The following is a 24,513-nucleotide window of genomic DNA, read 5'->3' on the forward strand; positions in this document are numbered from 1 at the left end:
TCAGGCGGACATCATCCGCCGAGGGGGTCGCCGTCCGCACGCGGGATCGGCCCTGTCGCGACCGGCACGCGCTCCTCCCCCGCGGGATCCGGCAGGCGCTCGCGCACCGGATCCTCCTCGTCCGCGGGCGGCGCCTCGAACGACAGGCCGACGACGGCGAAGAGGATGAGCGCGGTGCCGATCCAGCCGGTCGCGCCGATGCGCTCGCCCAGCAGCACGAAGGCCGCGAAGGCCGCGGTGACCGGCTCGAGCAGCGTCGCCACGAGCGCCGCGGAGCCCGGCACGTGCTTGAGGCCCGCGTAGAGCGAGAGGTAGGCGAGAGCCATCGTGCCGGCCGCGAGGTAGATGATCCCGCCCCACTGCCCGGCGGTCTGCGCCGGAACGACGGCGGCACCCTGGGTCGCGACGGGGATCAGCGCGAGCAGCGACGCGGGGAAGGCCGACACGGTCGTCGTCACGGTCGTGAGGGGCAGCGCGGCGGCGTGCTGCGCGGGGGCCCTGCCGATGAGCGTGGCCGAGCCGAAGGCGATGCCGGCCGCCGCCGAGATGAGCACGCCCTCGACCGGGCGGGTGCCGCCGGCTCCGTGTCCGCCCGCGGAGGCCGCCAGCAGGAGGCCCGTGAGCGCGACCGCGACGACGCCGAGCGACAGCCACGAGGGACGGCGGCGCTGGGCGATCGCCTCGACGACCGTCGCGACGACGGGCCCGATGCCGAGGCTCACGACGGTCGCGACCGTCACGCCCGCCCAGGCGACGCCCTGGAAGTAGAGGGTCTGGTAGAGCCCCGTGCAGATGCCCGCGCCGACCACCGTGAGCGGGTGGCGGCGCAGCAGGTCGATCGCGGGGCGCAGCTGCCGCAGCGCGACGAGGATCACGAGGAGGATGACGGCGGCGCCGGCCGCTCGCCACGCCCCGAGCACGAGGGGGTGCGCGCCCGTCGCGTCGTTCAGCAGCTCGGAGGCGAGCCCGGCCGTGCCCCAGAGCACGCCCGAGAGGGAGACCTGGACGAGCCCCCAGCGGAAGGCGGACGCGGAGGTGCTCGTGACGGCGGACATGGCGATATTCTACGAGCGCGCGCGAGGGCGATCCACTCGCTCCGGGCCCCGCCGATCCGGGGCCGGGGCCGGCCGTTCTGCGCGAACGCTCAGGATCCGTGCCATACTGGCCCGAGCGCCCAACGGAGGGCGTGCGGAGCCGCGAGGCCTCGCTCCACTCACTACGGATCGTCCGGCACGTACCTGCCGGTGAAGGAGAAGCAGTCATGGCCACTGTGACCTACGACAACGCCACCCGTCTCTACCCGGGCGGCACCCGCCCCGCGGTCGACAAGCTCAACCTCGAGATCGCGGACGGCGAGTTCCTCGTCCTCGTCGGCCCCTCCGGCTGCGGAAAGTCCACCTCGCTGCGCATGCTCGCGGGCCTCGAGGAGGTCAACGACGGCGCGATCCGCATCGGCGACCGCGACGTCACCGACGTGCCGCCGAAGGACCGCGACATCGCGATGGTCTTCCAGAACTACGCCCTCTACCCGCACATGACGGTCGCCGACAACATGGGCTTCGCCCTGAAGATCGCGGGCGTCGGCAAGGAGGAGCGCCGCAAGAAGATCGAGGAGGCGGCGAAGCTCCTCGACCTCGAGCCCTACCTCGACCGCAAGCCGAAGGCCCTCTCGGGCGGTCAGCGTCAGCGCGTCGCGATGGGCCGCGCGATCGTCCGCGAGCCGCAGGTGTTCCTCATGGACGAGCCGCTGTCGAACCTCGACGCCAAGCTCCGCGTCCAGACCCGCACGCAGATCGCGTCGCTGCAGCGTCGCCTCGGCGTCACGACGGTCTACGTCACCCACGACCAGACCGAGGCTCTCACCATGGGCGACCGCATCGCGGTTCTGAAGGACGGTCTCCTCCAGCAGGTCGGCACGCCGCGCGACCTGTACGAGACCCCGAAGAACGACTTCGTCGCGGGCTTCATCGGCTCGCCCGCCATGAACCTCTTCGCCGCCGACATCGCCGACGGCGGCGTGCGCTTCGGCAGCTCGGTCGTCGGCGTCGAGCGCACGGCGCTCGACAAGGCCAACGGCAGCAAGGTCAAGGCCGGCGTGCGCCCCGAGGACTTCGTGGTGAGCGGCCCCGGCGGCGACGGCCTCTCGGTCAAGGTCGACCTCGTCGAGGAGCTGGGAGCCGATGGCTACCTGTACGGCCACACCGAGATCGACGGCGAGCAGGTCGAGCTCGTCGCCCGCGTCGACGGCCGCAAGCACCCGATGGCCGGCGAGACCGTCACGCTCGCGCCCAACCCGGGCCACGTGCACGTCTTCGACGCCGAGACGGGCGACCGCCTCATCGAGAAGGCGATCTCCAGCTCCATCTGATCGCATCGCGTCCGAAGGGGCGTCCGCCGGTTCCTCCGGCGGGCGCCCCTTCGGCGTCTGCGGGGCGGGCGCGTGAAACCACGGCCCGGTGCAGGACGACGCCAGAACTCGGCTGAACCACGCGACACGCCGCGCTCGCGGCCCCGCCGCGCGCAGAATGGCGTCGTCGTGCATCGGGGCCCGACGGCACGCGCCCCGGGAACGCCGCGGGCCGCGGCCCCGAAGGGATCCGCGGCCCGCGCGAGAGGATGCCTACTCGGCGGCCTCCTCCTGCGCCGCGCGCAGCGTCGACACCTGGTAGAGCGCGACCGACGCGGCGATGCCGGCGTTGAGCGACTCCGCGGCGTCGGAAATCGGGATCGAGACGATCTGGTCGCACGTTTCCGTCACGAGGCGCGACAGGCCGTCGCCCTCGCTGCCGATCACGAGCACGAGCGGGCGATCGGCGAGCTCCACCTCGGGCATGCGCACGTCGCCGCCGCCGTCGAGGCCGAGCACGAACACACCCTGCTTCTTCAGCTCCTTGAGCGTCGTCGTGAGGTTCGGGGCCATCGCCACGGGGATCCGCGCCGCGGCGCCCGCGCTCGTCTTCCAGGCCGCCGAGTTGACGCCAGCCGAGCGGCGCTGCGGGATGATGAGGCCCTGTCCGCCGAAGGCGGCGGTGGAGCGGATGATGGCGCCGAGGTTGCGGGGGTCCGTCACGCCGTCGAGCGCCACGAGCAGCGGCGTCTCGCCGCGGTCGACGATCTCCTCGAGCATCTCCTGCGGGTGCGCGTACTCGTACGGCGGCACCTTCAGCGCGACGCCCTGGTGCACGCCGTCGAACCCGGCCATGCGGTCGAGCTCGGGGCGCGTGACCTCGAGGATCGGCAGGTCGCGCTTGCGGGCGATCGCGAGCATCTCGGTCACGCGGTCGTCGATCTCCACGCGCTGGGCGATGTAGAGCGTCGTCGCGGGGATCCGCGTGCGCAGCGCCTCGAGCACGCTGTTGCGCCCGGTGACGTACTCGTTGTCGTCGTTGGGGCGGCGCCGCGGAGCGCGCTGCTGGCCGCCGCGCTTCGCCGCGGAGCGCTCCGCGAGCTGCTTGCGCTTGTGCGCGACGTGGTAGACGCGGTCCTCCGCCTTGGGCGTGGGGCCGCGGCCCTCGAGCTTCCGGCGCCCCTGGCCTCCCGAGCCCTTGATCGAGCCCTTCTTGCCCTTGCCGCCCGCGCCGGGCCGTCCTGGCTTAGCCATCGATGCTCCAAACAGTTCCGTCTGATGTGTCTGCGAGGACGACGCCCGCCTGCGCGAAGAGGTCGCGGATGCGGTCGGCGGTCGCCCAGTCCTTCTCGGCCCTGGCGCTCTGGCGCTGCGCGATGAGCTCGTCCACGAGCGTCGCGAGCGCCTGTCCGGCGCCGTCGTGCGCCGCGGACCCGTCGTCCGGGGAGAAGCCGAGAACGTCCATCATGCCCGACACGGCATGGAACATGCTGACGATCTCCGCCTCGTCGCCCTGATCGAGCGCCACGTTGCCGCGCGTCACGTGCTCGTGGACGACGGCGAGCGCCTGCGGGGTGCCGAGGTCGTCGTCCATCGCCTCGCGGAACGCGTCGGGGAGCAGGCCGGCGGATTCGTAAACGGCCTCGTCCAGCCGCGCCCACGACTCCGAGACCAGCTCCTCGTCGCGCAGCGTGTTCATGTACGCGTTCACCCGTCGCTCCGCCTCCTCCGTCGCGCTCTCGGCCCGACGGAGGAATCCGCGGATCCGGTCCAGCGCCGAGCGGGCCTCGTCGAGCGCGCGATCGGAGATGTCGAGGTTCGACCGGTAGTGCGCCGCGGCGAGCGCGTAGCGCACGACGGGCGCCGGGCGGGAGGCCAGCAGATCCTGGGCGAGGGTGAAGTTGCCGAGCGACTTCGACATCTTCTGCCCGTCGACCGTGACGAGGCCGTTGTGCACCCAGTAGCGCGCGAAGGAGTCGCCCGCGGCGGTCGACTGCGCGAGCTCGTTCTCGTGGTGGGGGAAGCGTAGGTCGAGACCGCCGCCGTGGATGTCGAACTCCGGGCCGAGATAGCGGCGCGACATGGCGGAGCACTCGATGTGCCAGCCCGGGCGGCCGGGACCCCACGGCGACTCCCACACGGCGCTCGCGGGCTCACCCGGCTTCTCCGCCTTCCACAGCGCGAAGTCGTGCGGGTCGCGCTTGCCGCGCGGGTCGGCCTCCGCGGCGTCCTCCATGTCGTCGACGGCCTGCCGGGTGAGCGACCCGTACTCGGGCCACGAGCGCACGTCGAAGTACACGTCGCCGTCGGCCGCGTAGGCGTGGCCGGCGTCGATGAGGCGCTGGATCAGCTCCTGCATCTGCGGGATCGACGCCGTCGCGCGCGGCTCGTAGTCGGGAGGGAGGATGCCGATCGCCTCGTAGCTGGCCGTGAAGGCGCGCTCCATCCGGTACGCGAGCGCCCACCAGGGCTCCTCCGGCGTCGCGTTCTGCAGCACCTTGTCGTCGATGTCGGTGACGTTGCGCACGAGCGTCACCCGGCCGTAGCGGTGGGCGAGCCAGCGCCGCAGCAGGTCGAACGCGAGCGCTCCGCGGAGGTGCCCCACGTGCGGCCCCGACTGCACGGTCGGCCCGCAGACGTACATCGTGACGTTCTGCTCGTCGATCGGAGCGAAGTCGCGAAGCGCCTGGGCGCGGGAGTCGTACAGCCGGAGAGTCACGGATCCAGCCTACTTGCCGCGCTCTCCGCGGATCCCGGCGTCGTGCACCGCATGCTGGTCTTCTGATCCGTGTCTCACGACATGCGGAGACGGTACAGCCATACCCGCAGAAGGCGAGACATGCCGCGCTCCCCGTCGGAAGCATGTCTCACGTTCCGCGGGAAAGAGACCGCCATACCCGCGCAAGGCGAGACATGCCGTACTCCCCCGCCGGATCATGTCTCACGTTCCGCGGGAAAAGGGCCGCCATACCCGCGCAAGACGAGACATGCCGCACTCCCCCGCCGGATCATGTCTCACGTTCCGCGGGAAAAGGGCCGCCATACCCGCGCAAGACGAGACATGCCGCACTCCCCCGCCGGATCATGTCTCACGTTCCGCGGGAAAAGGGCCGCCATACCCACCCCACGTGAGACACGCTCGCGCGGGGCGGGGCATGGTCGCGACGCGGATCAGGCGGGCACGAGCAGCGCGACGGCGAACGCCTGGACGCCGTCGCCGGATCCCGTGAACCCCATGCCGTCGGTCGTCGTCGCCGCGACCGACACGGGCGCGCCGCCGAGGGCCGCCGAGAGCGCGGCCTGCGCCTCCGCGCGACGGGGCGCGAAGATCGGCCGCCGCGCCTGCACCTGCGCCGACACGTTGCCGATGCGCCACCCTGCCTCCTCGACGAGGCGCCGGGTCTCGGCGAGGAACACGTCGGCCCTGGCGCCCGCGAACTCGGGGCGGTCGGTGCCGAAGAGCGCGCCGATGTCGCCCAGCCCGGCGGCCGACAGCAGCGCGTCGACGATGGCGTGCGCGACCGCGTCGCCGTCCGAGTGTCCCGACAGGGCGGGCTCGTCCGGCCACTCGAGGCCCGCGAGCCGGAGCGGTCCGTCTCCGCCGACGGCGTGCACGTCCGTCCCCATCCCGATCCGTGGCAGCTGCGCGGGGGACGCCCCGGCCGCGCGACCCGGCACCGCGGGCGCCCGCGAGGATCCGGCGACGAGGTGCCGCGCCCGATCGAGGTCCGCGGGGGTCGTGATCTTGAACGCGAGGGCCGACCCCTCGACGCTCAGCACCTGGTGCCCCGCCTCCTGCACGAGGGCGGCGTCGTCGGTGAACTCCCGCGAGGCGGCCGCGTAGGCCGTGAGGAGCACGTCGCGCGCGAAGCCCTGGGGGGTCTGCGCGGCGGCCAGCGCGGCGCGATCGACCACGCCGACGATCCGGTCGTCGTCGACCCGCTTGAGGGTGTCGACGACGGGCAGCGTGGGCACGACGGCCCGCCCCGTCTCGCGCACCGCGCGGGCGACGCGGTCGATCGTCTCGCCCGGGGTCAGGGCGCGGGCCGCGTCGTGCACGAGCACCGTCTCGACCGTGGGCAGCAGCCTCTTCAGCCCCGCGGCGACCGACTCCTGGCGGGTCGCCCCTCCCGGCACGACCGTCACGAGCTCCCGGCGCTCCCCGGCGACCTCCTCCGCCTCGGCGAGCGCCTCGCCGACGCGGCTCGCGGGCGCCACGACGATGACCTGCGCCTGCTCGGCGTCGAACACCCCCGCCAGGCAGTGCCGGAGGATGCTGTGCTCGTCGATCCCGACGAACGCCTTGGGCGCGGAGCCGCCCAGTCGCGTTCCGGATCCCGCGGCCACGACGACGATCGCGGTGTCGATGCGCGAGGCGATGTCCATGGGCCTCAGAGTAGGGGATCCGGACACGACCGCGCCCCGTGCTCGGCGAGCACGGGGCGCGGCGACGCGTGGTCGATCAGGCGCTGGCGAGGACCTCGTCGAGGAACGTCGCGGCGCCCTCTTCGCTGAGATCCTTCGCGAGGGCGATCTCGGACTCGAGGATCTGGCGCGCCTTCGCGAGCATGCGCTTCTCCCCCGCGGACAGCCCGCGATCCTGGTCGCGGCGCCACAGGTCGCGCACGACCTCGCTGACCTTGATGACATCGCCCGAGGCGAGCTTCTCGAGGTTCGCCTTGTAGCGGCGCGACCAGTTGGTCGGCTCCTCGGTGAACGGCGCCCTGAGTACCTCGAGCACCTCGTTGAGTCCGTCTTCTCCGATGACGTCGCGGACGCCGACGAGGTCGACGTTCTCGGCGGGCACCTCGATGACGAGATCGCCCTGCGTCACATTGAGCTTGAGGTAGGTCTTCTCCTCGCCCTTGATCACTCGGGTCTTGACTTCGGTGATGGTTGCGGCCCCGTGGTGGGGGTAAACGACAGTCTCGCCAACCTCAAAAAGCATAAGAATTACGTCCTTCCGGCCTTATCGAGTTTACCACAGGCCAAGAGGTGCTAGGATCACGCCCCTTTCGCCGCCGCGGGTTCCCTTCTCCCAGCCGCCGCCCTTATAGGATGTGGGGAGGCCCGCTGCCGGGCTGCGCCCGCACCCCATGGAGGATCCGTGAAATCGCGCACCATCGCGTCCCTCGCCCTTGGCGGCGTCGTGCTGCTGACCGCTACCGGCTGCGGAGCGGTCGCCCCGCAGGCGACGACCTTCCAGTACACGCCCTCCGACGGCGTGAACATCTTCGACGACGGAGACAGCGCCCTGGCCGTGCGCAACGTGCTCGTCGTCGCCGACCGCGACGGCGCGGAGGGCAACCTCGTCGCGACGGTCGCCAACACCGGGTCCTCGCAGGAGCGTCTGACGGTCGACTGGGCCGCGGGCAACGCCGCGATCACGATCCCCGCGGGCGAGACGGTGAGCCTCGGCGCCGGCGACGAGCCGCTGCTCGTCACGGGCCTCGACGCCCAGCCCGGCTCGACCGTCAGCATGTTCTTCCAGTCGGGCGACGCGCAGGGCACCGAGATCGAGATCCCCGTGCTCGACAACTGCCTCGAGGAGTACGCCGACCTCGCCCCCAACGACGACCCGCAGGGCGCGCACTGCGAGCAGGTCAAGGAGGTCGAGAGCCACCACTGAGCTCTCCCCCTCTCGCGAACACGATCCCCCGGCGCCGCATCGCGGCGCCGGGGGATCGTCGTCGAGGCCCTCAGCCCTCGAAGCGGTAGCCGAGGCCGCGCACCGTGACGAGCATGACCGGCTTCGACGGCACCTCCTCGATCCGCGAGCGGATCCGCTTGATGTGCACGTCGAGGGTCTTCGTGTCACCGAAGTAGTCGGATCCCCAGACCCGGTCGATGAGCTGGCCGCGCGTCAGCACGCGCCCGGTGTTGCGCATGAGCAGCTCGAGCAGCTCGAACTCCTTCAGCGGCATGTTGATCTGCGCGCCGTCGACGGCGACCGTGTGCCTGTCGATGTCGAGCGTCACGCGGCCGCCCTCGAGGATGTGCTCCTCGAGATCCTCCTCGGGCGTCGCGGTGCGCCGCAGCACGGCGCGCATGCGGGCGAGCAGCTCCCGCGACGAGTAGGGCTTGGTCACGTAGTCGTCGGCGCCGAGCTCCAGCCCCACGACGATGTCGACCTCGCTGTCCTTCGCGGTCAGCATCACGATCGGCACCTGGGAGGTCGTGCGCACCTGGCGGCACACCTCCGTGCCGGGGATGCCAGGCAGCATGAGGTCCAGCAGGATCACGTCGGCGCCGTGGTCGCGGAACAGACGCAGTGCCTTCTCGCCGTCGTCCGCGATCTCGACCTCGTATCCCTCCCTGCGCAGGAGATAGGCCAGCGGTTCGGCGAGATCGGGTTCGTCCTCTACGAGCAGAACGCGCGTCATGCGGTCCCTTCCTTCTTCCCGTGCGCGGGCTTCTTCCCCGCGCGCTTCTTCCCGCGCTTGCCCTCCGTCGCCCGGTCGGGCGCGTCGGCGAGCGGCAGTCTGATGGTGAACGTCGAGCCCTGTCCCTCCCGGGACCAGAGCCGCACCTCTCCCCCGTGGCGCTGGATCGCGTGCTTCACGATCGACAGGCCGAGCCCCGTGCCGCCCGTGCGGCGGGAGCGCGCCTGGTCGGCGCGGTAGAAGCGCTCGAAGATGCGCTTCTGGTCGGCCTCGGCGATCCCGATGCCCTGGTCGCTGACGGCGACCTCGACCGCGCCGTCCGCGGAGCGCACGCCCACGCCGACGCGCGATCCCGGCGGCGAGTAGGCGATCGCGTTCGAGACGAGGTTGCCGACGGCCTCGATGAGCACGCGGCGGTCGCCCTCGACGTACAGGCTCTTCTCGCCGCCCGTGACGAGATCGAGCTCGGCGGCCTCCGCGGTCACGGCGTGCGCGTCGACCGCGGCCTGCACGACCTCGTCGATCGCGACGCGGCCCATGTCGACGAGCTCGTCCGCGGCCTGCAGCCGCGACAGGTTCATGATGCGGGCGGTGAGCTGCCCGAGGCGCTCGGCCTCCGCGCTCATCCGCTCGGAGAAGTCGCGCACCTGGGCCGGATCGTCCGCGGCCATCTCGATGGCCTCCGCGAGCAGGCCGATGGCCCCTACCGGGGTCTTCAGCTCGTGGCTGGTGTTCTGAATGAAGTCCTGCCGCATCTGCTGCAGGCGCTCCTGCTCGGAGATGTCGCGCACCGTGATGAGGATGAACCCGCGGCCGATCTGCGCGGCGCGGGCCACGACGAGGCGCTGCTCGCGGGCGATCCGCCCGGCCAGGATCCGGAGGGTCTGCGACTCCGACTGTCCCGTCTGGCGCGCCTCCTTCATGAGGCCGCGCAGCTCCTCCTGCTCGAGCGCCTCGCCGGGCGTCGCCCCGAGCCACGTCGACGACGGGGAGGCCGCGATGACGAGCCCCGACCCGTCGGTGACGATCGCGGCGTCGTCGAGCACGTCGAGCACGGCGGCGATCGCCGACGGCAGGCGCGGAGACGCCTCCTCCTCGGCGCGGGCCCGCGCGCGCAGCGCGAGGACCACGACGACGGTTCCCCCGACTCCGATCATCACTCCGACGAGGAGGGCCAGCAGAGCTTCGGGCATGATTCAAGGGTAGAGTCATCCGTCACGGCGCTCGGCACGCTCCCGGCTCCGACCGGGACTGCGAGGACCAGTGTTCACGAGGGTTACACCGTCCGTTAACCTTCGCTCGACCTGACCGCCCCCGCCGTGCGCGACGCTGGGCGTCGGCCACGACCTGACCTGAAGAAAGAGGCCCTTACGATGCGCGAAGTGTTCCACGACACTCTGGAGGAGATCCAGAACCGCCTCGTCGAGATCTCCGAGCTCGTCGCGACGGCGATCGAGAAGGCCACCCGCGCCTTCGAGACCGGCGACGTCGCGCTGGCCGAGGAGGTCATCGCGAACGACGACACGATCGATCAGCTCGTGCTGACGACCGACGAGATCGCGATCGCGACCCTCGCGATGCAGCAGCCCGTCGCCGCCGACCTGCGGGTCATCGTGACAGCCCTGCGCGCGAGCGCGTCGCTCGAGCGCATGGGAGACCTCGCCGACCACATCGCGCAGCTCGTGCGCTCGCGCTACCCGGAGCGGGCGATCCCGAAGGGGCTGAAGAAGACCTTCCGCCGCATGGGCGAGCTCGACGTCGAGGTGGCGCGCACGCTCACCGAGCTGCTGCGCACGCAGGATCTCGCGTACGCGACGAAGATCCGCGACACCGACGACGACATCGACGAGCTGCACGCGTCGGTGTACGAGCGTGTCCTCGGCGACTCGTTCGCGGGCGAGATCCCCGGCGCCATCGACGCGACGCTCGCGAGCCGCTACCACGAGCGCTTCGCCGACCACGCGGTCGCCGTCGCGAAGAAGGTCGTCTACCTCGCCACCGGCGACTGGTCGGGCGAGGAGCTCGCCGAGGTCTGACCCGACGGGAAGACGCGAGGAGGGGGATCCGGCAGAGCCGGATCCCCCTCCTCGCGTCCGGGGCTACTTCTTGCCCTGCGCGGCGACCGCCGCGGCACCGGCCTCCGCCGCCTCGGGGTCGAGGTAGCGACCGGGGCCCGTGGGCCGCATGTCGTCGTCGAGCTCGTACACGAGCGGGATGCCCGTCGGGATGTTGACGCCCGCGATGTCGTCGTCGCTGATGCCGTCGAGGTGCTTGACGAGGGCCCGCAGGGAGTTGCCGTGCGCGGCCACCATGACGGTCTTCCCCGCGCGGAGGTCGGGGACGATCGCGTCGTCCCAGTACGGCAGCATGCGGTCGATGACGAGCTTCAGCGACTCGGTCTGCGGCATCTCGCCGTCCATGCCGACGTAGCGCGGGTCGTCGGTCTGCGCGTACTCGTCGGCGGGGTCGATCGCGGGCGGCGGCACGTCGAACGAGCGACGCCACTCCATGAACTTCTCCTCGCCGAACTCGGCGAGCGTCTGCGCCTTGTCCTTGCCCTGGAGCGCGCCGTAGTGGCGCTCGTTGAGGCGCCACGAGCGCTTCACGGGCACCCAGAGGCGGTCGGCGGCGTCGAGCGCGAGGTTCGCGGTCTGGATGGCGCGGCTCAGCAGCGAGGTGTGCAGCACGTCGGGCAGCACGCCCTGCTCCTTCAGCAGCTCGCCGCCGCGGGCGGCCTCCGCGCGACCCTTCTCGGTGAGTCGCACATCGACCCATCCCGTGAAGAGGTTCTTCTCGTTCCAGTCGCTCTGCCCGTGGCGGAGCAGGATCAGCGTGTGCGTCATGGATCCCATGCTACTGACCGGCGCCAGCGGGCGGTGCGCGCCCGGGCTCAGATGCGCGGGATCCGAGCGGATGCGACCTGGCGGTCCTCCCCCGCCGCGACGAGCAGGTCGACGACGAGCGGGCGCATCGACAGGATCACGTTCTGATCCCCCAGCGGGGCCTCCGGGAGCAGCTCGACGGGGTCGAGCGCCTCGGCGATGCGGCCGAGCGCGTCGCGGGCCGCCGGCTCGGCCGCGGCGTCGTCCACGCACGCGGCGACGAGCGCGACGGCGCGGCGGATCCCGCCCACGAGGTCGGCGAGCGCGGGGCGGGGCTCCCCGTCGTCGACCGCGTACAGCGCGCGGCGCGCGACCACGCGGAGATTGCGGGTGGCGAGATCCATCGCGTCCTGCATGCGCTTCATGCGGGCGAGCTCGAGCCGCCGGGAGCGCAGGAACGGCGACATGCTCGAGATCGCCTGTCCCGTGCTGATCGATGTGCCCCACACGTCGAGGGGCCGCTGCAGGTCGCGGGCCTTCACGAGCCCGCGGTCGGCGCGGATCCGGTCTCCCCGGCGCAGCCCCTGCGAGACCCGGTTCATCGTGCCGTCGACGTCGTCGAACAGGGCGCGGGCGTCGCGGCGCACGACGTGCATCGGGTTGCGCGGCAGCAGCGCCGTGACGATCAGCGCCATGACCCCGCCGACCGCGCCGTCGAGGATCCGCATGCCCGTGAAGTCGCCGAGCGGCAGCATGAACGCGATCGCGGCCTGGATCCCGGCGGAGATCGGGAACCCGGGCGCCGGGGACAGGAAGCGCGCGACGACGAGCGTCAGGGTGAGGACGATCGCGAGCTGCCACCATCCCGGGTCGAGCACGAGGAGGGCGAGCTCCGAGATCGCGATCCCCGTGAGCATCCCGAGCACCGTCTGGAGCACCGCGCCCGGCCGGGCGCTGCGCAGCAGACCGAGGCTCGAGATCGTCACGGTCGCCGCGAGCAGCGGCATCTCGTGGCCGATGAGCAGCCCCGAGACGAGGTAGGCGGCCGAGACGGCAAGCACGATCTGCGCGATCGCGAGCCAGGACTCGCGCAGGCGCCTCAGCCCCGCGCGCGGCCGGTATCCCTCATGCCACCGGGTCGGCAGCACCTCGGTGAGCGGATCGGTCTCGGGCACGCTCCGAGCGTACCCGGCGAGGTCGGCGGGTCAGCGGGCGGGCGGCTCGGCCTGCCGGCGGCGGGAGAGGCGGGTGATCCGCGGCACCTCCGCCGTCGCACCCGCGTCGGCCGGCACGATGACCTCCTGCGCCGCCGCGACGCGCTGGCCGTCGCGGTCGACCTCGAGCGTCTCGTCGGCCGCCGTGCGGCGCGAGACGATCGCGAGCGCGATCGGGCCCAGCTCGTGGTGCCTGGCGGCCGACGTGATGCGGCCGACCTCCTTCTCGCCCGCGAAGACGGCGTCGCCCTTCTCGGGCAGCACGCTGTCGGATCCGTCGAGGTGCAGCATCACGAGGCGGCGCGGCGGGTGGCCGAGGTTGTGCACCTTCGCCACGGTCTCCTGGCCGCGATAGCACCCCTTGTCGAGGTGCACGGCGCTGCGCAGCCAGTCCGCCTCGTGCGGGATCGCCCGGTCGTCGGCCTCGTTCGCCCACCGCGGCCGCCAGCTGGCCACGCGCAGCGCCTCGACCGCGAGCGCTCCCGCGACGTCGAGGTCGGCGAGCAGGGCGGCGCCCTCCTCGTCGAGGATCGCCTCGGCCCACGGGAGCTCGGCTCCGGGATGCGCGTCGACGGTCGCGTACTGCCAGCCGCCGCGCTGCACGGCGACCCACGGATCCGCCCACACCAGCGGCGTCTCGCCGCCCCGCAGCGCGGCCGCGGTCGCGCGCCGCTCCGCGTCGTCCCCGCGGACGAACCCGACGACGCGGAGGTCGTCGCGCACCGCGATATCGACGCGGGAGCGGAAGCGCATCATCGTGAGCCATCTCGCGAGCGGCTCGGCGTCGCCGCGGTCGACGAGCAGCCAGGCGGCGGATCCGTCGTCGACCACGCCGGCGGCGTGCTCGACGCGCCCCTGCGGATCGAGCACCAGCAGCTCGGCGCTCTCGCCGGGCGCGAGGCGCGCGACGGACTGCGAGGTGATCGAGTCGAGCCAGGTGAGCCGGTCCTCCCCCGACACCTCGATGATCGCGCGGTCGGCGCGCGGCGCGACGGCCCGCCCCTGGATCAGCCGCCGCTGCTCGAGGAGGGGATTCCCCGCGTGCTGGACGACGCCCTGGTCGTCGGCGACGACGCCGTCGCGCGCGAGGAAGGCGTCGGTCACGACGACGCCTTCGCGAGGCGCGCGGACGCGTGGGATCCGAGCTCGCGGCCGAGCGCCGCGATGTCCCAGGCCCACAGGAGGTGCCCGTCGACGAGGCCGTACATGCGGGTCGCCGCGGCGTAGGGCTTCGCCGACGCGGATCGCACGACCGCGTCGGTGCCGAGGTCGATGCGCGGCCCCGTCACCTCGCCCACGTAGAGCTCCTGCACGCCGTCGGCGTGCGACAGGATCACCTCGAGCGGGAATCCGCCGTCGGCGGTGCGCAGCGCCTCGAGGTCGTCGGCGGTGCGCGGCGCATCGGGCGCGAGCGAGGGCAGGAGGCCGGGGCCCGCCTGGCCGTCGCCCGACGGGCGCGCCACGCGCCAGAACCCCGTCTCGGCGACGAGCTCCTGCTCTGGCCGGTCGCCGTCGCCGAGCAGCGTGCCGGTCGCGCGGTAGAGCAGCGCGTCGCCGCCCTCGTGCGAGAAGGTCGCGCGGTGGCGGAACTCGCCGACGTAGGCCGTGTCGCCGACGCGGTAGTCGATGACGCCCGTGCCCTCCCAGGTTCCGATGAGCCACGAGAGGGGGACGACGTCAGCGGGAAGGTCGGTGGGGATCTCGATCATGATGATCCCAGGGTATCCCGGTGCGCGCGCCGGGCGGCGAGGATGCCACGCGGGCGCGCGAGAAGGCGGCACCCGGGGCGCCGCGCCGCGGAGGGTCTACTTCTGGCCGCGGAAGAGGTTGACGAGGACGGCGCCCGACACGAAGGCGATCGCGACGCTCGCGAGACCCAGCAGCCCCACGAAGAACATCTCGAGCGCGAAGACGTCGACACCGGCGAGGAATTCGAGCATGCGATCAGTCTAGCGACCTCGCGGCGCGGCGCAGAACCCGGCCCGAGAGCGGGGTCAGAGGACGGAGAACTGCGCCATGCCGATCGCGACCCCCTGGAGCAGCAGCCCCACCGCCGACAGGATGCCGAGGATGAGGACGCACCCGAGCGAGGCGGTCGAGGTGCGCAGGAGGAACCCGTCGACGCGCCCGAGCGAGAGCTGCGTCATGAACACGACGACGAGGCAGATGCCCGCGGCGGCCGCGTTGGCCGACCAGAAGTCGAGATGCGGCGCCGCGACGAGCACCGCGATGCCGAGGAGGGCCGCGACGACCCAGGGGAGCACGAGGCCCTGCGTGCCGACGAGGCGCGCGCCGAGACGCGCGAGCGGTCGGCGCGGACGAGCAGCAGACGACGCCATGATCCCCCTTCGCCGTCCGCGGATCCGCACCGGCGGACGGTCCCTTCATTCTGCCGGACGGAGTCCGAGAACAGGCCGCGTGTTCGGGCGCGTCCCGTCTCTCGCTAAAGTGGTGTTCCTGCAGGGCCCGGCTCCGGCGGGCCCGGAAGGATCTCCCCGTGGCACATCTGCTCGTCGTCAGTCCCGCCCCGCAGACCGATCCTGCGCTCCCCGCGCTCGAGCTGCTGGGTCAGCATCGTGCGCGCCAGATCCCGTTGGCCGCCGCCCAGCTCGTCGACGCGCCCGAGGCCGACGTCATCATCGTCGACGCGCGCACCGACCTCGTCAGCGCCCGCGGCCTGTGCCGGGTGCTGCGCACCGCCGGCGGATCCGCCCCCGTTCTGCTCGTGACGACCGAGGGCGGGCTCGCGGCCGTGACGAGCGAGTGGCAGGTCGACGACGTCATCCTCCCGACCGCCGGCCCGGCGGAGGTCGACGCCAGGATCCGCCTCGCGCAGGGGCGCGCGCCGACCGGTCCCGAGGCGACCCGCGTGCAGACGTCCGGCCTCACGATCGACGAGTCGTCGTATTCGGCCAAGGCGCACGGCCGGCCCCTCGACCTCACCTACCGCGAGTTCCAGCTGCTGCACTTCCTCGCCACGCACCCCTCGCGGGCCTTCACGCGCGAGCAGCTGCTGAGCGAGGTATGGGGGTACGACTACTACGGCGGCACCCGCACCGTCGACGTCCACGTGCGGCGGCTGCGCGCCAAGCTCGGCGACCTCGAGCAGCTCATCGGCACGGTCCGCAACGTCGGATATCGCTTCGCCGTTCCGGACGAGGAAGCCTCGCCCGCGGCCTGACGTCGGACGCGTTCCGAACTGTTCACATCGATGTCTCACGAGGATGGCAGGATGTCCCCCATGAACGACTCGAGCATCGTCGACACCGGCCTCGGAGACGCGGAGGACGACGACTTCGACGCCCTCGTGGAGGCGCCGGAGGCCGATCTGCCCCACCACCGCTACACCGACCGCGAACTGAGCTGGCTCGCGTTCAACCAGCGCGTGCTGGAGCTCGCCGAGGACGAGAACGTGCCGCTGCTCGAACGCGCGAACTTCCTCGCGATCTTCGCGAGCAACCTCGACGAGTTCTTCATGGTGCGCGTCGCGGGCCTGAAGCGCCGCATCCTCACGGGACTCGCCGTGCCGACGAACGTGGGCACCGCCCCGCAGAAGGTGCTCGACGAGATCAACGCCGAGGCGCACGCGCTGCAGATGCGCCACGCGCACGTCTGGAACGACCAGGTGCGGCCCTCCCTCGCCGCCGAGGGCATCTCGATGCTCGAGTGGAGCGAGCTGGGCGACGGCGAGCGCGCCGACCTGTACGAGTTCTTCCAGCAGCAGGTCTTCCCCGTCCTCATGCCGCTCGCGGTCGACCCGGCGCACCCGTTCCCCTACATCTCGGGCCTCTCGCTGAACCTCGCCGTGCGCATCCGCCACGCGCGCACGGGCCGACAGGAGTTCGCGCGCATCAAGGTGCCGCCGATGCTCCCCCGCCTCGTCCGGGTCCCCCCGCGCGAGGCCAGCCCCGAGGTCGCGCGCTACATCCCCCTCGAGTCGCTCATCGCCGAGCACCTCGACGACCTCTTCCCCGGCATGGAGATCCTCGAGCACCACGCGTTCCGCCTCACGCGCAACGAGGACATGGTGATCGAGGAGGACGAGTCGGAGAACCTCATCCAGGCGCTCGAGCAGGAGCTCCTGCGCCGCCGGTTCGGCCCGCCGATCCGCCTCGAGATCACCGAGGACATGGACGACGTGACCCTCGGCCTGCTCCTCGACGAGCTCGACATCTCCGACCAGGAGGTCTCGCGCCTGCCCGGCCCCCTCGACCTCCGCGCGCTGTTCGGGCTCGGCGGCGTCGACCGCCCCGACCTGAAGTACGCCAAGCACGTGCCCGTCACGGCGCTCGAGCTCCAGCCCGCCGACTCCGACTCGAAGCACGCGAAGGCCGACGTCTTCGCCGCGATCCGCCAGGGCGACGTGCTCGTGCACCACCCCTACGAGTCGTTCGCGACGAGCGTGCAGGCCTTCCTCGAGCAGGCGGCGCGGGATCCGCAGGTGCTCGCGATCAAGCAGACCCTCTACCGCACCTCGGGAGACAGCCCCGTGGTGCAGGCACTCATCGACGCGGCCGAGAACGGCAAGCAGGTGCTCGCGCTCGTCGAGGTGAAGGCCCGCTTCGACGAGGCGAACAACATCGAGTGGGCGCGCATCCTCGAGAAGGCCGGTGTGCACGTGGTGTACGGGCTCGTGGGGCTCAAGACCCACTGCAAGATCGCCTCGGTCGTGCGCGAGGAGAACGGCCACCTGCGCCACTACACGCACGTCGGAACGGGCAACTACAACCCGAAGACGAGCCGCGTGTACGAGGACATGGGCCTGTTCACGTGCGACCCCGTCGTCGGCCGCGACGTGACCCGCCTGTTCAACGAGCTGTCCGGCTACGCGATCGAGAAGAAGTTCTCCCGCCTGCTGACCGCGCCCCTGCACCTCCGCAAGGGGCTGCTCAAGCACATCGCGCGCGAGCGCAAGAACGCACTGGCCGGCAAGCCGGCGCACGTGCGCATCAAGGTCAACTCGATGGTCGACGAGGAGATCATCGACGCCCTGTACCGAGCGTCGATGGCGGGCGTGAAGGTCGACGTGTCTGTGCGCGGCATCTGCAGCATCCGGGTCGACCTCCCGGGCGTCAGCGACAACATCCGGGTGCGCAGCGTGCTCGGACGCTACCTCGAGCACTCGCGCATCTTCGCCTTCGAGAACGGCGGATCGCCGAAGGCCTTCATCGGCAGCGCCGACATGATGCACCGCAACCTCGACCGCCGCGTCGAGGCCCTCGTGGAGCTCACCCGCCCCGAGCACATCGACGAGGTCGTGAGCTTCTTCGACCTCGCGATGGACGAGACGAGCTCGACCTGGCATCTCGGCCCCGACGGGGCCTGGGAGCGCCGCCACCTCGACGCCGACGGCCGTCCCCTGGTCGATGTCCAGGACCGCACGATGTCCCTCATCCAGCGCCGGCGTCGGGCGCGCAAGACCAGGTGATGCGCATGGGATCCTCCCGCTCGTCGAACGCCAAGAGGAAGCGCCCGTCCCGGCCGGACGTCTACGCCGCGGGCGGCGTCATGTGGCGACGCGTCGACGGCGTGCTGCGGATCCTCCTCGTGCACCGCACGAAGTACCGCGACGTGTCGCTGCCGAAGGGCAAGGTGGATCCGGGCGAGTCGCTGCCAGAGACCGCGGTGCGCGAGCTCTGGGAGGAGACGGGGATCCGCGGACACCTCGGCCCGTCGCTCGGCGCCGTGCGGTTCATCATGCCGTCCGGCCGGCACAAGCACGTGAGCTACTGGGCGGTCGAGGTGGACGAGGACGCGGTGAAGGCGTCGACGTTCCGGCCCAACAAGGAGATCTCCGGGATCGACTGGGTGACGCTCGACGAGGCGCGCGAGCGGCTGAGCTATCCCGTCGACGGCGAGATCCTCGACGCGTTCGAGCGGCTCGTCGAGGCGGGCGGCCTCGGGACCTTCCCGATCGTGCTCATGCGGCACGGCGAAGCCGAGTCGCCGTCGGCGGTCGACGGCCCCGACAGCGCCCGTCCCCTCACCGCCCGCGGCAAGGAGCAGGCGCGCGGCGCGGCCGGGGTGCTCGAGGCGTTCGGGGTGCGCCGGATCTACGCGTCGACGGCCAGGCGCTGCCTGCAGACCGTGACGCCCCTGTCGAAGCGCATCGGCGCGCGCATCCACGAGACCGCCCTCATCAGCCAGGACGCGTGGGAGAGCGGAGAGAGCGACGCGACCGCCGTCATCGGCAAGCGCGTGCGCAAGGCGAAGGGCGCCGTGCTCTGCTCGCACGGCCCCGTCCTGCCCGGCCTCCTCGACGCCCTCGCCCTCGCCACCGGCACGGTGCGCTCCCGCGAGCTCGCCGAGCGCGCGGCGCTCAAGACGGGCTCGTTCACGGTCGTGCACGTCTCGCGCGACGCCCCGGGATCCGGGATCGTCGCGATCGAGACCCACGTCGCCCGCGCGTGAGGGGCGGGAGCTCCGGGGCGTAGGATCGTCGGGTGACTCAGGCACGACTCTTCTCCGGCATGCAGCCCTCCGCCGACTCGCTCCAGATCGGCAACTACATCGGGGCGCTCATGCAGTGGCGCGACATGCAGGACGCCTACGACGCGTTCTTCTGCGTCGTCGACCTGCACGCGATCACCGTGCCGCAGGATCCCGCCGAGCTGCGCGAGAAGACCCGCCGCACCGCGGCGCAGTACATCGCCGCCGGCATCGAGCCGTCGAAGTCGACGCTGTACGTGCAGTCGCAGGTGCCGGCGCACGCCGAGCTCGCGTGGATCCTCTCGACCGTCACGGGCTTCGGCGAGGCCGGGCGCATGACGCAGTTCAAGGACAAGTCGCAGCGGTACGGATCCGACCAGACGAGCGTCGCCCTGTTCACCTATCCGGTGCTCATGGCCGCCGACATCCTGCTGTACCAGGCGAACGTCGTGCCCGTCGGCGACGACCAGAAGCAGCACGTCGAGCTGACCCGCAACCTCGCGGAGCGCTTCAACTCGCGCTTCGGCGAGACGTTCACGGTGCCGGAGCCCGTCATCCAGTCGGACACGGCGCGCATCTACGACCTGCAGACGCCCACGTCGAAGATGTCGAAGTCGGCGGAGTCGCAGGCGGGCGTGCTGTACCTGCTCGACGACATCTCGGCCACGGCGAAGAAGATCATGCGCGCCGTCACCGACTCCGACGGCACGGTGCACTACGACCGCGAGGGGAAGCCGGGCGTCGCGAACCTCCTGACGATCTACGCCGCCCTCACCGGGCGGCAGATCGCCTCGATCGAGGACGAGTACGCGGGCCGCGGATACGGCGACTTCAAGAAGGGCCTGCGCGACGTGGTCGTCTCGGAGTTCGAGCCGGTGCGCGAGCGCGCGCTCGAGCTGCTCGCCGACCCGGCCGAGCTCGACCGGCTCCTCGCGGCGAACGCCGAGAAGGCCGCGGAGACCGCCGAGAAGACGCTCTCGGCCGTCTACGACCGCATCGGCCTGCTGCGCCGTGGATGAGCCCGTCGTCCTCCGCACGCCGCGGCTGATCCTCTCGCCGCCCGTCGAGGGCGACGTCGACGCGATCTTCGCGGCCTGCCAGGATCCCGCGATCCAGCACTACACGACCGTCCCGTCGCCGTACGCGCGCGAGGACGCGGAGGGCTTCGTGCGGATCGTCGCGGCGTCGTGGCGCGACGACAGCGAGTACGTCTGGGCGCTGCGCGCCGGCGGCCAGCTCGTCGGCATGGTGGGGCTGCACCGGATCCAGGGTGGCGCCGCCGAGCTCGGGTACTGGACGGCGCCGGACGGCCGGGGCCGCGGATACATCACGGAGGCGGCTCGCGCGGTCATCGAGTTCGCGTTCGGGCCCATGCGGCTGGAGCGCCTCGAATGGCACGCGGTCGTCGGCAACGTCGGCTCGGCGCGCGTCGCGCAGAAGCTCGGCTTCCGCCTCGAGGGCGTGCGCCGCGCCGGCCTGCCCGGCCACGGCATCGGCGGCGCCGAGGGCCGCGTGGACGGCTGGATCGCCGGCCTGCTCGCCGACGACCCGCGCCGCGAGGTCGACTGGGGGCTGTAGGGCTCGTGCCCGCGGGCGCCGGGACACCGGCGCGGCGGGCCACGTCCGCGGATGCCGTTCTGCGCGAACGGCGCACTCGCGGACGCGGAACGCACGGATCCGGCACGTCTGCGCGCCGTTCGGGACCCGTGGCGCTGAACGCCGGTGCACGACGACGCCAGATCTCCCGTTGAGCGTCCGACACGCCGCGGTGTCGCGGGTCGGCCCCAAGAATTGGCGTCGTCGTGCATTCGCCGCCCCGGCCCGCACTCCCGATCCGGCAGACTCGGGCCATGCTCGCTGATCTGACGACGTCGCCGATCGGATCGATCGGCACGCGCTTCGCGCCGCCGCGGGCGACCGGCACGGGAGTTCTCGTCCTGGCCGGCTCGCGCGGAGCCCCGGACGATGATCGGGCACGCGTGTTCGCCCACACGGGCGCGATCGCCGAGACGATCCGCTGGTTCGGCGGTGAAGGGCAGCAGCCCGGCCCCTGGCTCGTCCCGTTGGAGACGTTCGCCGAGCGGATCCGGGCGCTGCGCGTCGACTGCGACCGGATCGTCCTCATCGGCACCTCGTTCGGAGCGGAGGCCGCGCTCGCGACCGCCGCGCATCTCGGTGGCGTCGACGCCGTCGTCGCACTCGCTCCGAGCGACGTCGTCTGGGCCGGGGTGCGACCCGACGGATCCCAGACCTCTCACTGGACGGTCGACGGCGATGCCCTGCCCTTCGTTCCCTTCGTCGACGGCTGGGTCCCGAAGCAGGATCCACCCGCCTTCACCGACCTGTACGCGCGGTCGCGACGGGAGCACCCAGCTGCGTGCGCCGCCGCGCGGATCCCCGTGGAGCGGATCCCCGAGGTGGTCCTGATCACGGGTGGAGACGACGAGGTCTGGCCGTCGGAGCATCACGCCCGGCTCATCTTCCGGCGGCGGGAGGAGCACGGGGTCGTCACCGGCTGGATCCACGGATCGGACGCCGGTCATCGCGTCGTCTTCCCCGGAGAGAGCCCGCCCGCGGTGGGGATGCGCATGCGGCGCGGCGGGACGCCGCTCGCCGACCGCGCGCTCGGCGAGCGCGCTTGGCCGGCCGTCCTGTCCGTGCTGCACCGGGAGGAGTCGCCCGACGACGGCTCGCCCGTCGGCTGACCCCTCGCCCAGATGCGGTCGAGTTCGTGCGAGGCAAGACGCCGATGTGCTCGCCGGGCTTCTCGGAGAGCCCCCGCACGACGACGCCAGATCTCCCGTCGCTGGCGAGACACGCCGCCGGCTCGCGGGTCGACCCCGAGGATTGGCGTCGTCGTGCGTTCGCCGCCGGCCGCACGCTTCCGGCAGACTCGGATCATGCTCGCCGCTCTCCCCCTCCCCGCGCCCCTGAGCACCCGCGCCGGCGACGTCGTCCTGCGCGCGGCCGACGACGGCGACCTCGACGCGCTCATCGGTCTGCTTGCCGACGACGAGGCCAGCGCGTCTCGGGGTGATGTCGCCTCGCCCGAGGACCGCGCGCTCTATGCGGACGCGCTCGCCGAGATCCAGCGCGACCCGGCCAACGCCGCGCTCGTCGCCGAGGCCCCGGACGGGATCGTCGCCACGATGCAGCTCACGCGGATCCCCGGCATGTCCCGACGAGGAGCGACGCGACTGCTCGTGGAGGCCGTCAGGGTGCGGTCCGATCGGCGATCGGGCGGCATCGGATCCGCCCTCATGCGCTGGGTCGCCGACGATGCGGCGCCCGCGCTCGGGGCGAGCCTCGTGCAGCTCACATCGGACGCCCGCCGCGTCGACGCCCACCGCTTCTACGAACGGCTCGGGTTCACCCCGTCGCACGTCGGGTTCAAGCGCGCCGTGCGCCTCTGACGCGGGTCGCGACGCCCCCGGCGCCCCCGGACCTCGTGCGCTCTCGGGCGAGCCGAGGGGCGCCCCGTCGTCTCCGCTCGCGGCCTCGCGCGCCTGACGACGCCATCTCGCCCGACGGGGTGGCGGAACCCCCGCGATTCGGCGAGAGCCCCCGAAAGAGGGCATCGTCGTGCCCGCGGACGCGGCGATCCCGCGCTCGCTCGCCGCGACGGTACCTTCCTCAGCGGGGATCCGCAGGATTCGACGGACGCGAACGCCGCCGACGATTGCGGATGTCGGAGGCCCCGGCGAAGATGTCCGCATGCCCGAGATGCCCGAGGTCGAAGGACTCGTCCGCTTCCTGCGCACGCGCGCGGTCGGGCGACGCGTCGTCTCCGCGCGGGTCACGGCGTTCTCGGCGCTGAAGACATACGACCCGCCCCTCGAGCAGATCGTCGAGCACGAGGTCACGGGCGCCGAGCGCCGCGGCAAGTTCGTCGATCTCGCGCTCGGCGACGACCTGCACCTCGTGTTCCATCTCGCCAAGGCGGGCTGGCTGCGCTGGAGCGAGAAGCTGCCGCAGACCCCGGTCAAGCCGGGCCGCTCCCCCATCGCGCTGCGCGTCGGATTCGACGACGGATCCGGTTTCGACCTCACCGAGGCGGGCACGAAGAAGTCGCTCGCCGTGTACGTCGTGCGGGACCCCGGCGACGTGCCGGGCATCGCGCGGCTGGGGCCGGATCCGCTGTCGCCGGCGTTCACGCGCGACGCGCTCGCGGAGATCCTGCGCGACCGACGCACGCAGATCAAGGGGCTCCTGCGCGACCAGGCGACGATCGCCGGCATCGGCAACGCCTACTCCGACGAGATCCTGCACGCGGCGCGGCTGTCTCCCTACGCGATCGCGGCGACCCTGTCGGCCGACGACGCCGACCGGCTCTACGAGGCGCTGCGCGCGACGCTCGCCGAGGCCGTGAACGCCGCGGAGGGCAAGCCGCCCGCCGAGCTGAAGGACGCCAAGCGGCGCGGCATGGCCGTCCACGGGCGTGCGGGCGGGGCCTGCCCGGTCTGCGGAGACGCCGTGCGATCGGTGTTCTTCGCCGACCGCTCGCTCGAATACTGCCCGACCTGCCAGACGGGAGGGAAGGTCCTCGCCGACCGCCGACTGTCGCGGCTGCTCAAGTAGTCGCGTCGAGGGACATCGACATCACGGTGCGGACGATCCACGGGTGCCCGTGGTCGTCCTCCGTGTGCGTCATGCCGAGGCTCTCGGCCACCCGTCGCGACGCGACGTTCTCGGGGTGGATGATCGCCGTCAGGTCGATCGGCGCGAACCGGGAGCGCGCCAGCTCCGCGCACGCCGCGGCCGCCTCCGACGCGTACCCGCGACGCTGCTGCTCCGGCACGACGTGGTAGCCGACCTCGAGCACGCGACGGCCGTTGACCTCCTGCCACGTGAGGCCGCCGTCGCCGACGACGGCGCCGTCGTGCGTCTCGAGGATCCACAGCCCGATGCCGTCCTCCGCATAGCGGCGGCGCATGCGGAGGATCCACTCGTCCATCTCATCGGCCGTCTTCGGGGCCGGGTAGAAGCGCATCGCGTCGGCGTCGCCCCAGACGCGCAGCAGATCGCCCGCGTCCTCCGCGACCATCTCGCGGAACCGCAGCCGCGCCGTCGGACGAGGGAGGAGGCGCGGGGCGGGCATCATTCCAGGTTAGCCGCGGGGCCGAGTTCGGGACGGTCGGCAGTGCGGTCCACCGCCGGGGCCCATGCACGCCTCGCACGAACGGCGCGACGTCTGGTGCACGTCGCGCAGACGCGACTCCGTCGCGCCCGCCAGAGCGACAGGCCGCCGTGGCCGTCCGGGGCCGACAACTCGCTCGCATCGGTGCCCGTGCGGCTCACGCATGTGAAATGTGGCTCAC

At 72.2% G+C, this 24,513-nt stretch carries 25 protein-coding genes; 11 read left to right on the top strand and 14 right to left on the bottom strand.

Annotated features, from left to right (window positions below):
• Positions 1–11 precede the first annotated feature (11 nt).
• On the bottom strand, positions 12–1,055 hold the full coding sequence (locus tag NHL53_RS03585; protein ID WP_433775236.1) for a DMT family transporter: 1,044 nt from the start codon (positions 1,053–1,055) through the stop codon (positions 12–14).
• Positions 1,056–1,261: 206 nt separating this feature from the next.
• Between NHL53_RS03585 and NHL53_RS03590 the strand changes: the two genes are divergently transcribed.
• The gene (locus NHL53_RS03590) at positions 1,262–2,368 is read left to right on the top strand and encodes an ABC transporter ATP-binding protein (RefSeq protein ID WP_433775238.1); all 1,107 of its coding nucleotides are present in this window, start codon (positions 1,262–1,264) and stop codon (positions 2,366–2,368) included.
• A 252-nt stretch (positions 2,369–2,620) separates the two neighbouring features.
• Here the strand turns inward: NHL53_RS03590 and rlmB are convergent, their stop codons facing one another.
• From rlmB to NHL53_RS03610, 4 genes are all read right to left on the bottom strand, one after another.
• The gene (rlmB, locus tag NHL53_RS03595; protein WP_433775240.1) at positions 2,621–3,601 is read right to left on the bottom strand and encodes a 23S rRNA (guanosine(2251)-2'-O)-methyltransferase RlmB; all 981 of its coding nucleotides are present in this window, start codon (positions 3,599–3,601) and stop codon (positions 2,621–2,623) included.
• Positions 3,594–5,066: a cysteine--tRNA ligase gene (cysS, locus tag NHL53_RS03600; protein ID WP_433775242.1), complete on the bottom strand. Its 1,473-nt coding sequence runs from the start codon at positions 5,064–5,066 to the stop codon at positions 3,594–3,596. Before cysS ends, rlmB begins: the two co-directional genes overlap by 8 nt.
• A gap of 452 nt (positions 5,067–5,518) precedes the next feature.
• Positions 5,519–6,733, bottom strand: coding sequence for a 2-C-methyl-D-erythritol 4-phosphate cytidylyltransferase (ispD, locus tag NHL53_RS03605; protein ID WP_433775244.1), 1,215 nt, complete (start codon positions 6,731–6,733; stop codon positions 5,519–5,521).
• A gap of 76 nt (positions 6,734–6,809) precedes the next feature.
• The gene (locus NHL53_RS03610; protein WP_433775246.1) at positions 6,810–7,295 is read right to left on the bottom strand and encodes a CarD family transcriptional regulator; all 486 of its coding nucleotides are present in this window, start codon (positions 7,293–7,295) and stop codon (positions 6,810–6,812) included.
• A 159-nt stretch (positions 7,296–7,454) separates the two neighbouring features.
• Between NHL53_RS03610 and NHL53_RS03615 the strand changes: the two genes are divergently transcribed.
• The gene (locus NHL53_RS03615; protein ID WP_433775248.1) at positions 7,455–7,976 is read left to right on the top strand and encodes a DNA modification methylase; all 522 of its coding nucleotides are present in this window, start codon (positions 7,455–7,457) and stop codon (positions 7,974–7,976) included.
• A 70-nt stretch (positions 7,977–8,046) separates the two neighbouring features.
• Here the strand turns inward: NHL53_RS03615 and NHL53_RS03620 are convergent, their stop codons facing one another.
• Together NHL53_RS03620 and NHL53_RS03625 are read right to left on the bottom strand one after the other, a co-directional pair.
• Positions 8,047–8,730 carry a response regulator gene (locus NHL53_RS03620; RefSeq protein WP_433775250.1) on the bottom strand — a complete coding sequence of 228 codons (684 nt, stop codon included), beginning with the start codon at positions 8,728–8,730 and terminating at the stop codon, positions 8,047–8,049.
• Entirely contained in the window at positions 8,727–9,923 is a 1,197-nt protein-coding gene (locus NHL53_RS03625; RefSeq protein WP_433775252.1) for a sensor histidine kinase, read from the bottom strand. The genes NHL53_RS03620 and NHL53_RS03625 overlap by 4 nt, the downstream gene beginning before the upstream one ends.
• A 180-nt stretch (positions 9,924–10,103) precedes the next feature.
• On the opposite strand from NHL53_RS03625, the gene phoU reads away from it, so the two are divergent.
• Positions 10,104–10,766, top strand: coding sequence for a phosphate signaling complex protein PhoU (gene phoU, locus NHL53_RS03630; RefSeq protein ID WP_433775254.1), 663 nt, complete (start codon positions 10,104–10,106; stop codon positions 10,764–10,766).
• 63 nt (positions 10,767–10,829) lie between these two features.
• Here phoU and NHL53_RS03635 read toward each other — a convergent pair whose 3' ends face one another.
• From NHL53_RS03635 to NHL53_RS03660, 6 genes are all read right to left on the bottom strand, one after another.
• Positions 10,830–11,582 carry a phosphoglyceromutase gene (locus tag NHL53_RS03635; protein WP_433775256.1) on the bottom strand — a complete coding sequence of 251 codons (753 nt, stop codon included), beginning with the start codon at positions 11,580–11,582 and terminating at the stop codon, positions 10,830–10,832.
• A 38-nt stretch (positions 11,583–11,620) separates the two neighbouring features.
• Positions 11,621–12,727 carry an FUSC family protein gene (locus NHL53_RS03640; RefSeq protein WP_433775258.1) on the bottom strand — a complete coding sequence of 369 codons (1,107 nt, stop codon included), beginning with the start codon at positions 12,725–12,727 and terminating at the stop codon, positions 11,621–11,623.
• A gap of 30 nt (positions 12,728–12,757) precedes the next feature.
• Positions 12,758–13,870 carry a YgfZ/GcvT domain-containing protein gene (locus tag NHL53_RS03645; protein WP_433775260.1) on the bottom strand — a complete coding sequence of 371 codons (1,113 nt, stop codon included), beginning with the start codon at positions 13,868–13,870 and terminating at the stop codon, positions 12,758–12,760.
• Positions 13,867–14,475, bottom strand: a complete 609-nt coding sequence (locus NHL53_RS03650; protein WP_433775262.1) for an FABP family protein — start codon at positions 14,473–14,475, stop codon at positions 13,867–13,869. The genes NHL53_RS03645 and NHL53_RS03650 overlap by 4 nt, the downstream gene beginning before the upstream one ends.
• A gap of 96 nt (positions 14,476–14,571) precedes the next feature.
• Entirely contained in the window at positions 14,572–14,706 is a 135-nt protein-coding gene (locus tag NHL53_RS03655) for a hypothetical protein (protein WP_433775264.1), read from the bottom strand.
• 54 nt (positions 14,707–14,760) lie between these two features.
• A complete protein-coding gene (locus NHL53_RS03660) occupies positions 14,761–15,105 on the bottom strand; it encodes a hypothetical protein (RefSeq protein WP_433775265.1) in 345 nt (114 codons plus the stop codon).
• A 158-nt stretch (positions 15,106–15,263) separates the two neighbouring features.
• Between NHL53_RS03660 and NHL53_RS03665 the strand changes: the two genes are divergently transcribed.
• The 8 genes from NHL53_RS03665 (at position 15,264) to NHL53_RS03700 (ending at position 23,773) form a co-directional block, all read left to right on the top strand.
• Complete coding sequence (locus tag NHL53_RS03665) at positions 15,264–15,947, top strand: response regulator transcription factor (protein WP_433775267.1); 684 nt, start codon at positions 15,264–15,266, stop codon at positions 15,945–15,947.
• A gap of 60 nt (positions 15,948–16,007) precedes the next feature.
• The gene (locus tag NHL53_RS03670) at positions 16,008–18,194 is read left to right on the top strand and encodes an RNA degradosome polyphosphate kinase (RefSeq protein WP_433775319.1); all 2,187 of its coding nucleotides are present in this window, start codon (positions 16,008–16,010) and stop codon (positions 18,192–18,194) included.
• A 5-nt stretch (positions 18,195–18,199) separates the two neighbouring features.
• Positions 18,200–19,177: an NUDIX hydrolase gene (locus NHL53_RS03675; protein WP_433775269.1), complete on the top strand. Its 978-nt coding sequence runs from the start codon at positions 18,200–18,202 to the stop codon at positions 19,175–19,177.
• 32 nt (positions 19,178–19,209) lie between these two features.
• Positions 19,210–20,214, top strand: coding sequence for a tryptophan--tRNA ligase (trpS, locus tag NHL53_RS03680; protein ID WP_433775272.1), 1,005 nt, complete (start codon positions 19,210–19,212; stop codon positions 20,212–20,214).
• Positions 20,207–20,773: a GNAT family N-acetyltransferase gene (locus NHL53_RS03685; RefSeq protein ID WP_433775274.1), complete on the top strand. Its 567-nt coding sequence runs from the start codon at positions 20,207–20,209 to the stop codon at positions 20,771–20,773. Before trpS ends, NHL53_RS03685 begins: the two co-directional genes overlap by 8 nt.
• Before the next feature lie 272 nt (positions 20,774–21,045).
• On the top strand, positions 21,046–21,900 hold the full coding sequence (locus NHL53_RS03690; protein ID WP_433775276.1) for an acyl-CoA thioester hydrolase/BAAT C-terminal domain-containing protein: 855 nt from the start codon (positions 21,046–21,048) through the stop codon (positions 21,898–21,900).
• A 195-nt stretch (positions 21,901–22,095) separates the two neighbouring features.
• Positions 22,096–22,608 (top strand): GNAT family N-acetyltransferase, encoded by a 513-nt coding sequence (locus NHL53_RS03695; protein WP_433775278.1) that lies wholly within the window; start codon positions 22,096–22,098, stop codon positions 22,606–22,608.
• Between the two features lie 301 nt (positions 22,609–22,909).
• Positions 22,910–23,773, top strand: a complete 864-nt coding sequence (locus tag NHL53_RS03700; RefSeq protein ID WP_433775280.1) for an Fpg/Nei family DNA glycosylase — start codon at positions 22,910–22,912, stop codon at positions 23,771–23,773.
• Here the strand turns inward: NHL53_RS03700 and NHL53_RS03705 are convergent.
• The gene (locus tag NHL53_RS03705; RefSeq protein ID WP_433775282.1) at positions 23,766–24,293 is read right to left on the bottom strand and encodes a GNAT family N-acetyltransferase; all 528 of its coding nucleotides are present in this window, start codon (positions 24,291–24,293) and stop codon (positions 23,766–23,768) included. The two genes, NHL53_RS03700 and NHL53_RS03705, sit on opposite strands and share 8 nt — an antisense overlap.
• Positions 24,294–24,513: the final 220 nt, after the last annotated feature.

The sequence above is a fragment of the Microbacterium sp. gxy059 genome (genome assembly GCF_050958665.1).
Lineage (GTDB): Bacteria > Actinomycetota > Actinomycetes > Actinomycetales > Microbacteriaceae > Microbacterium.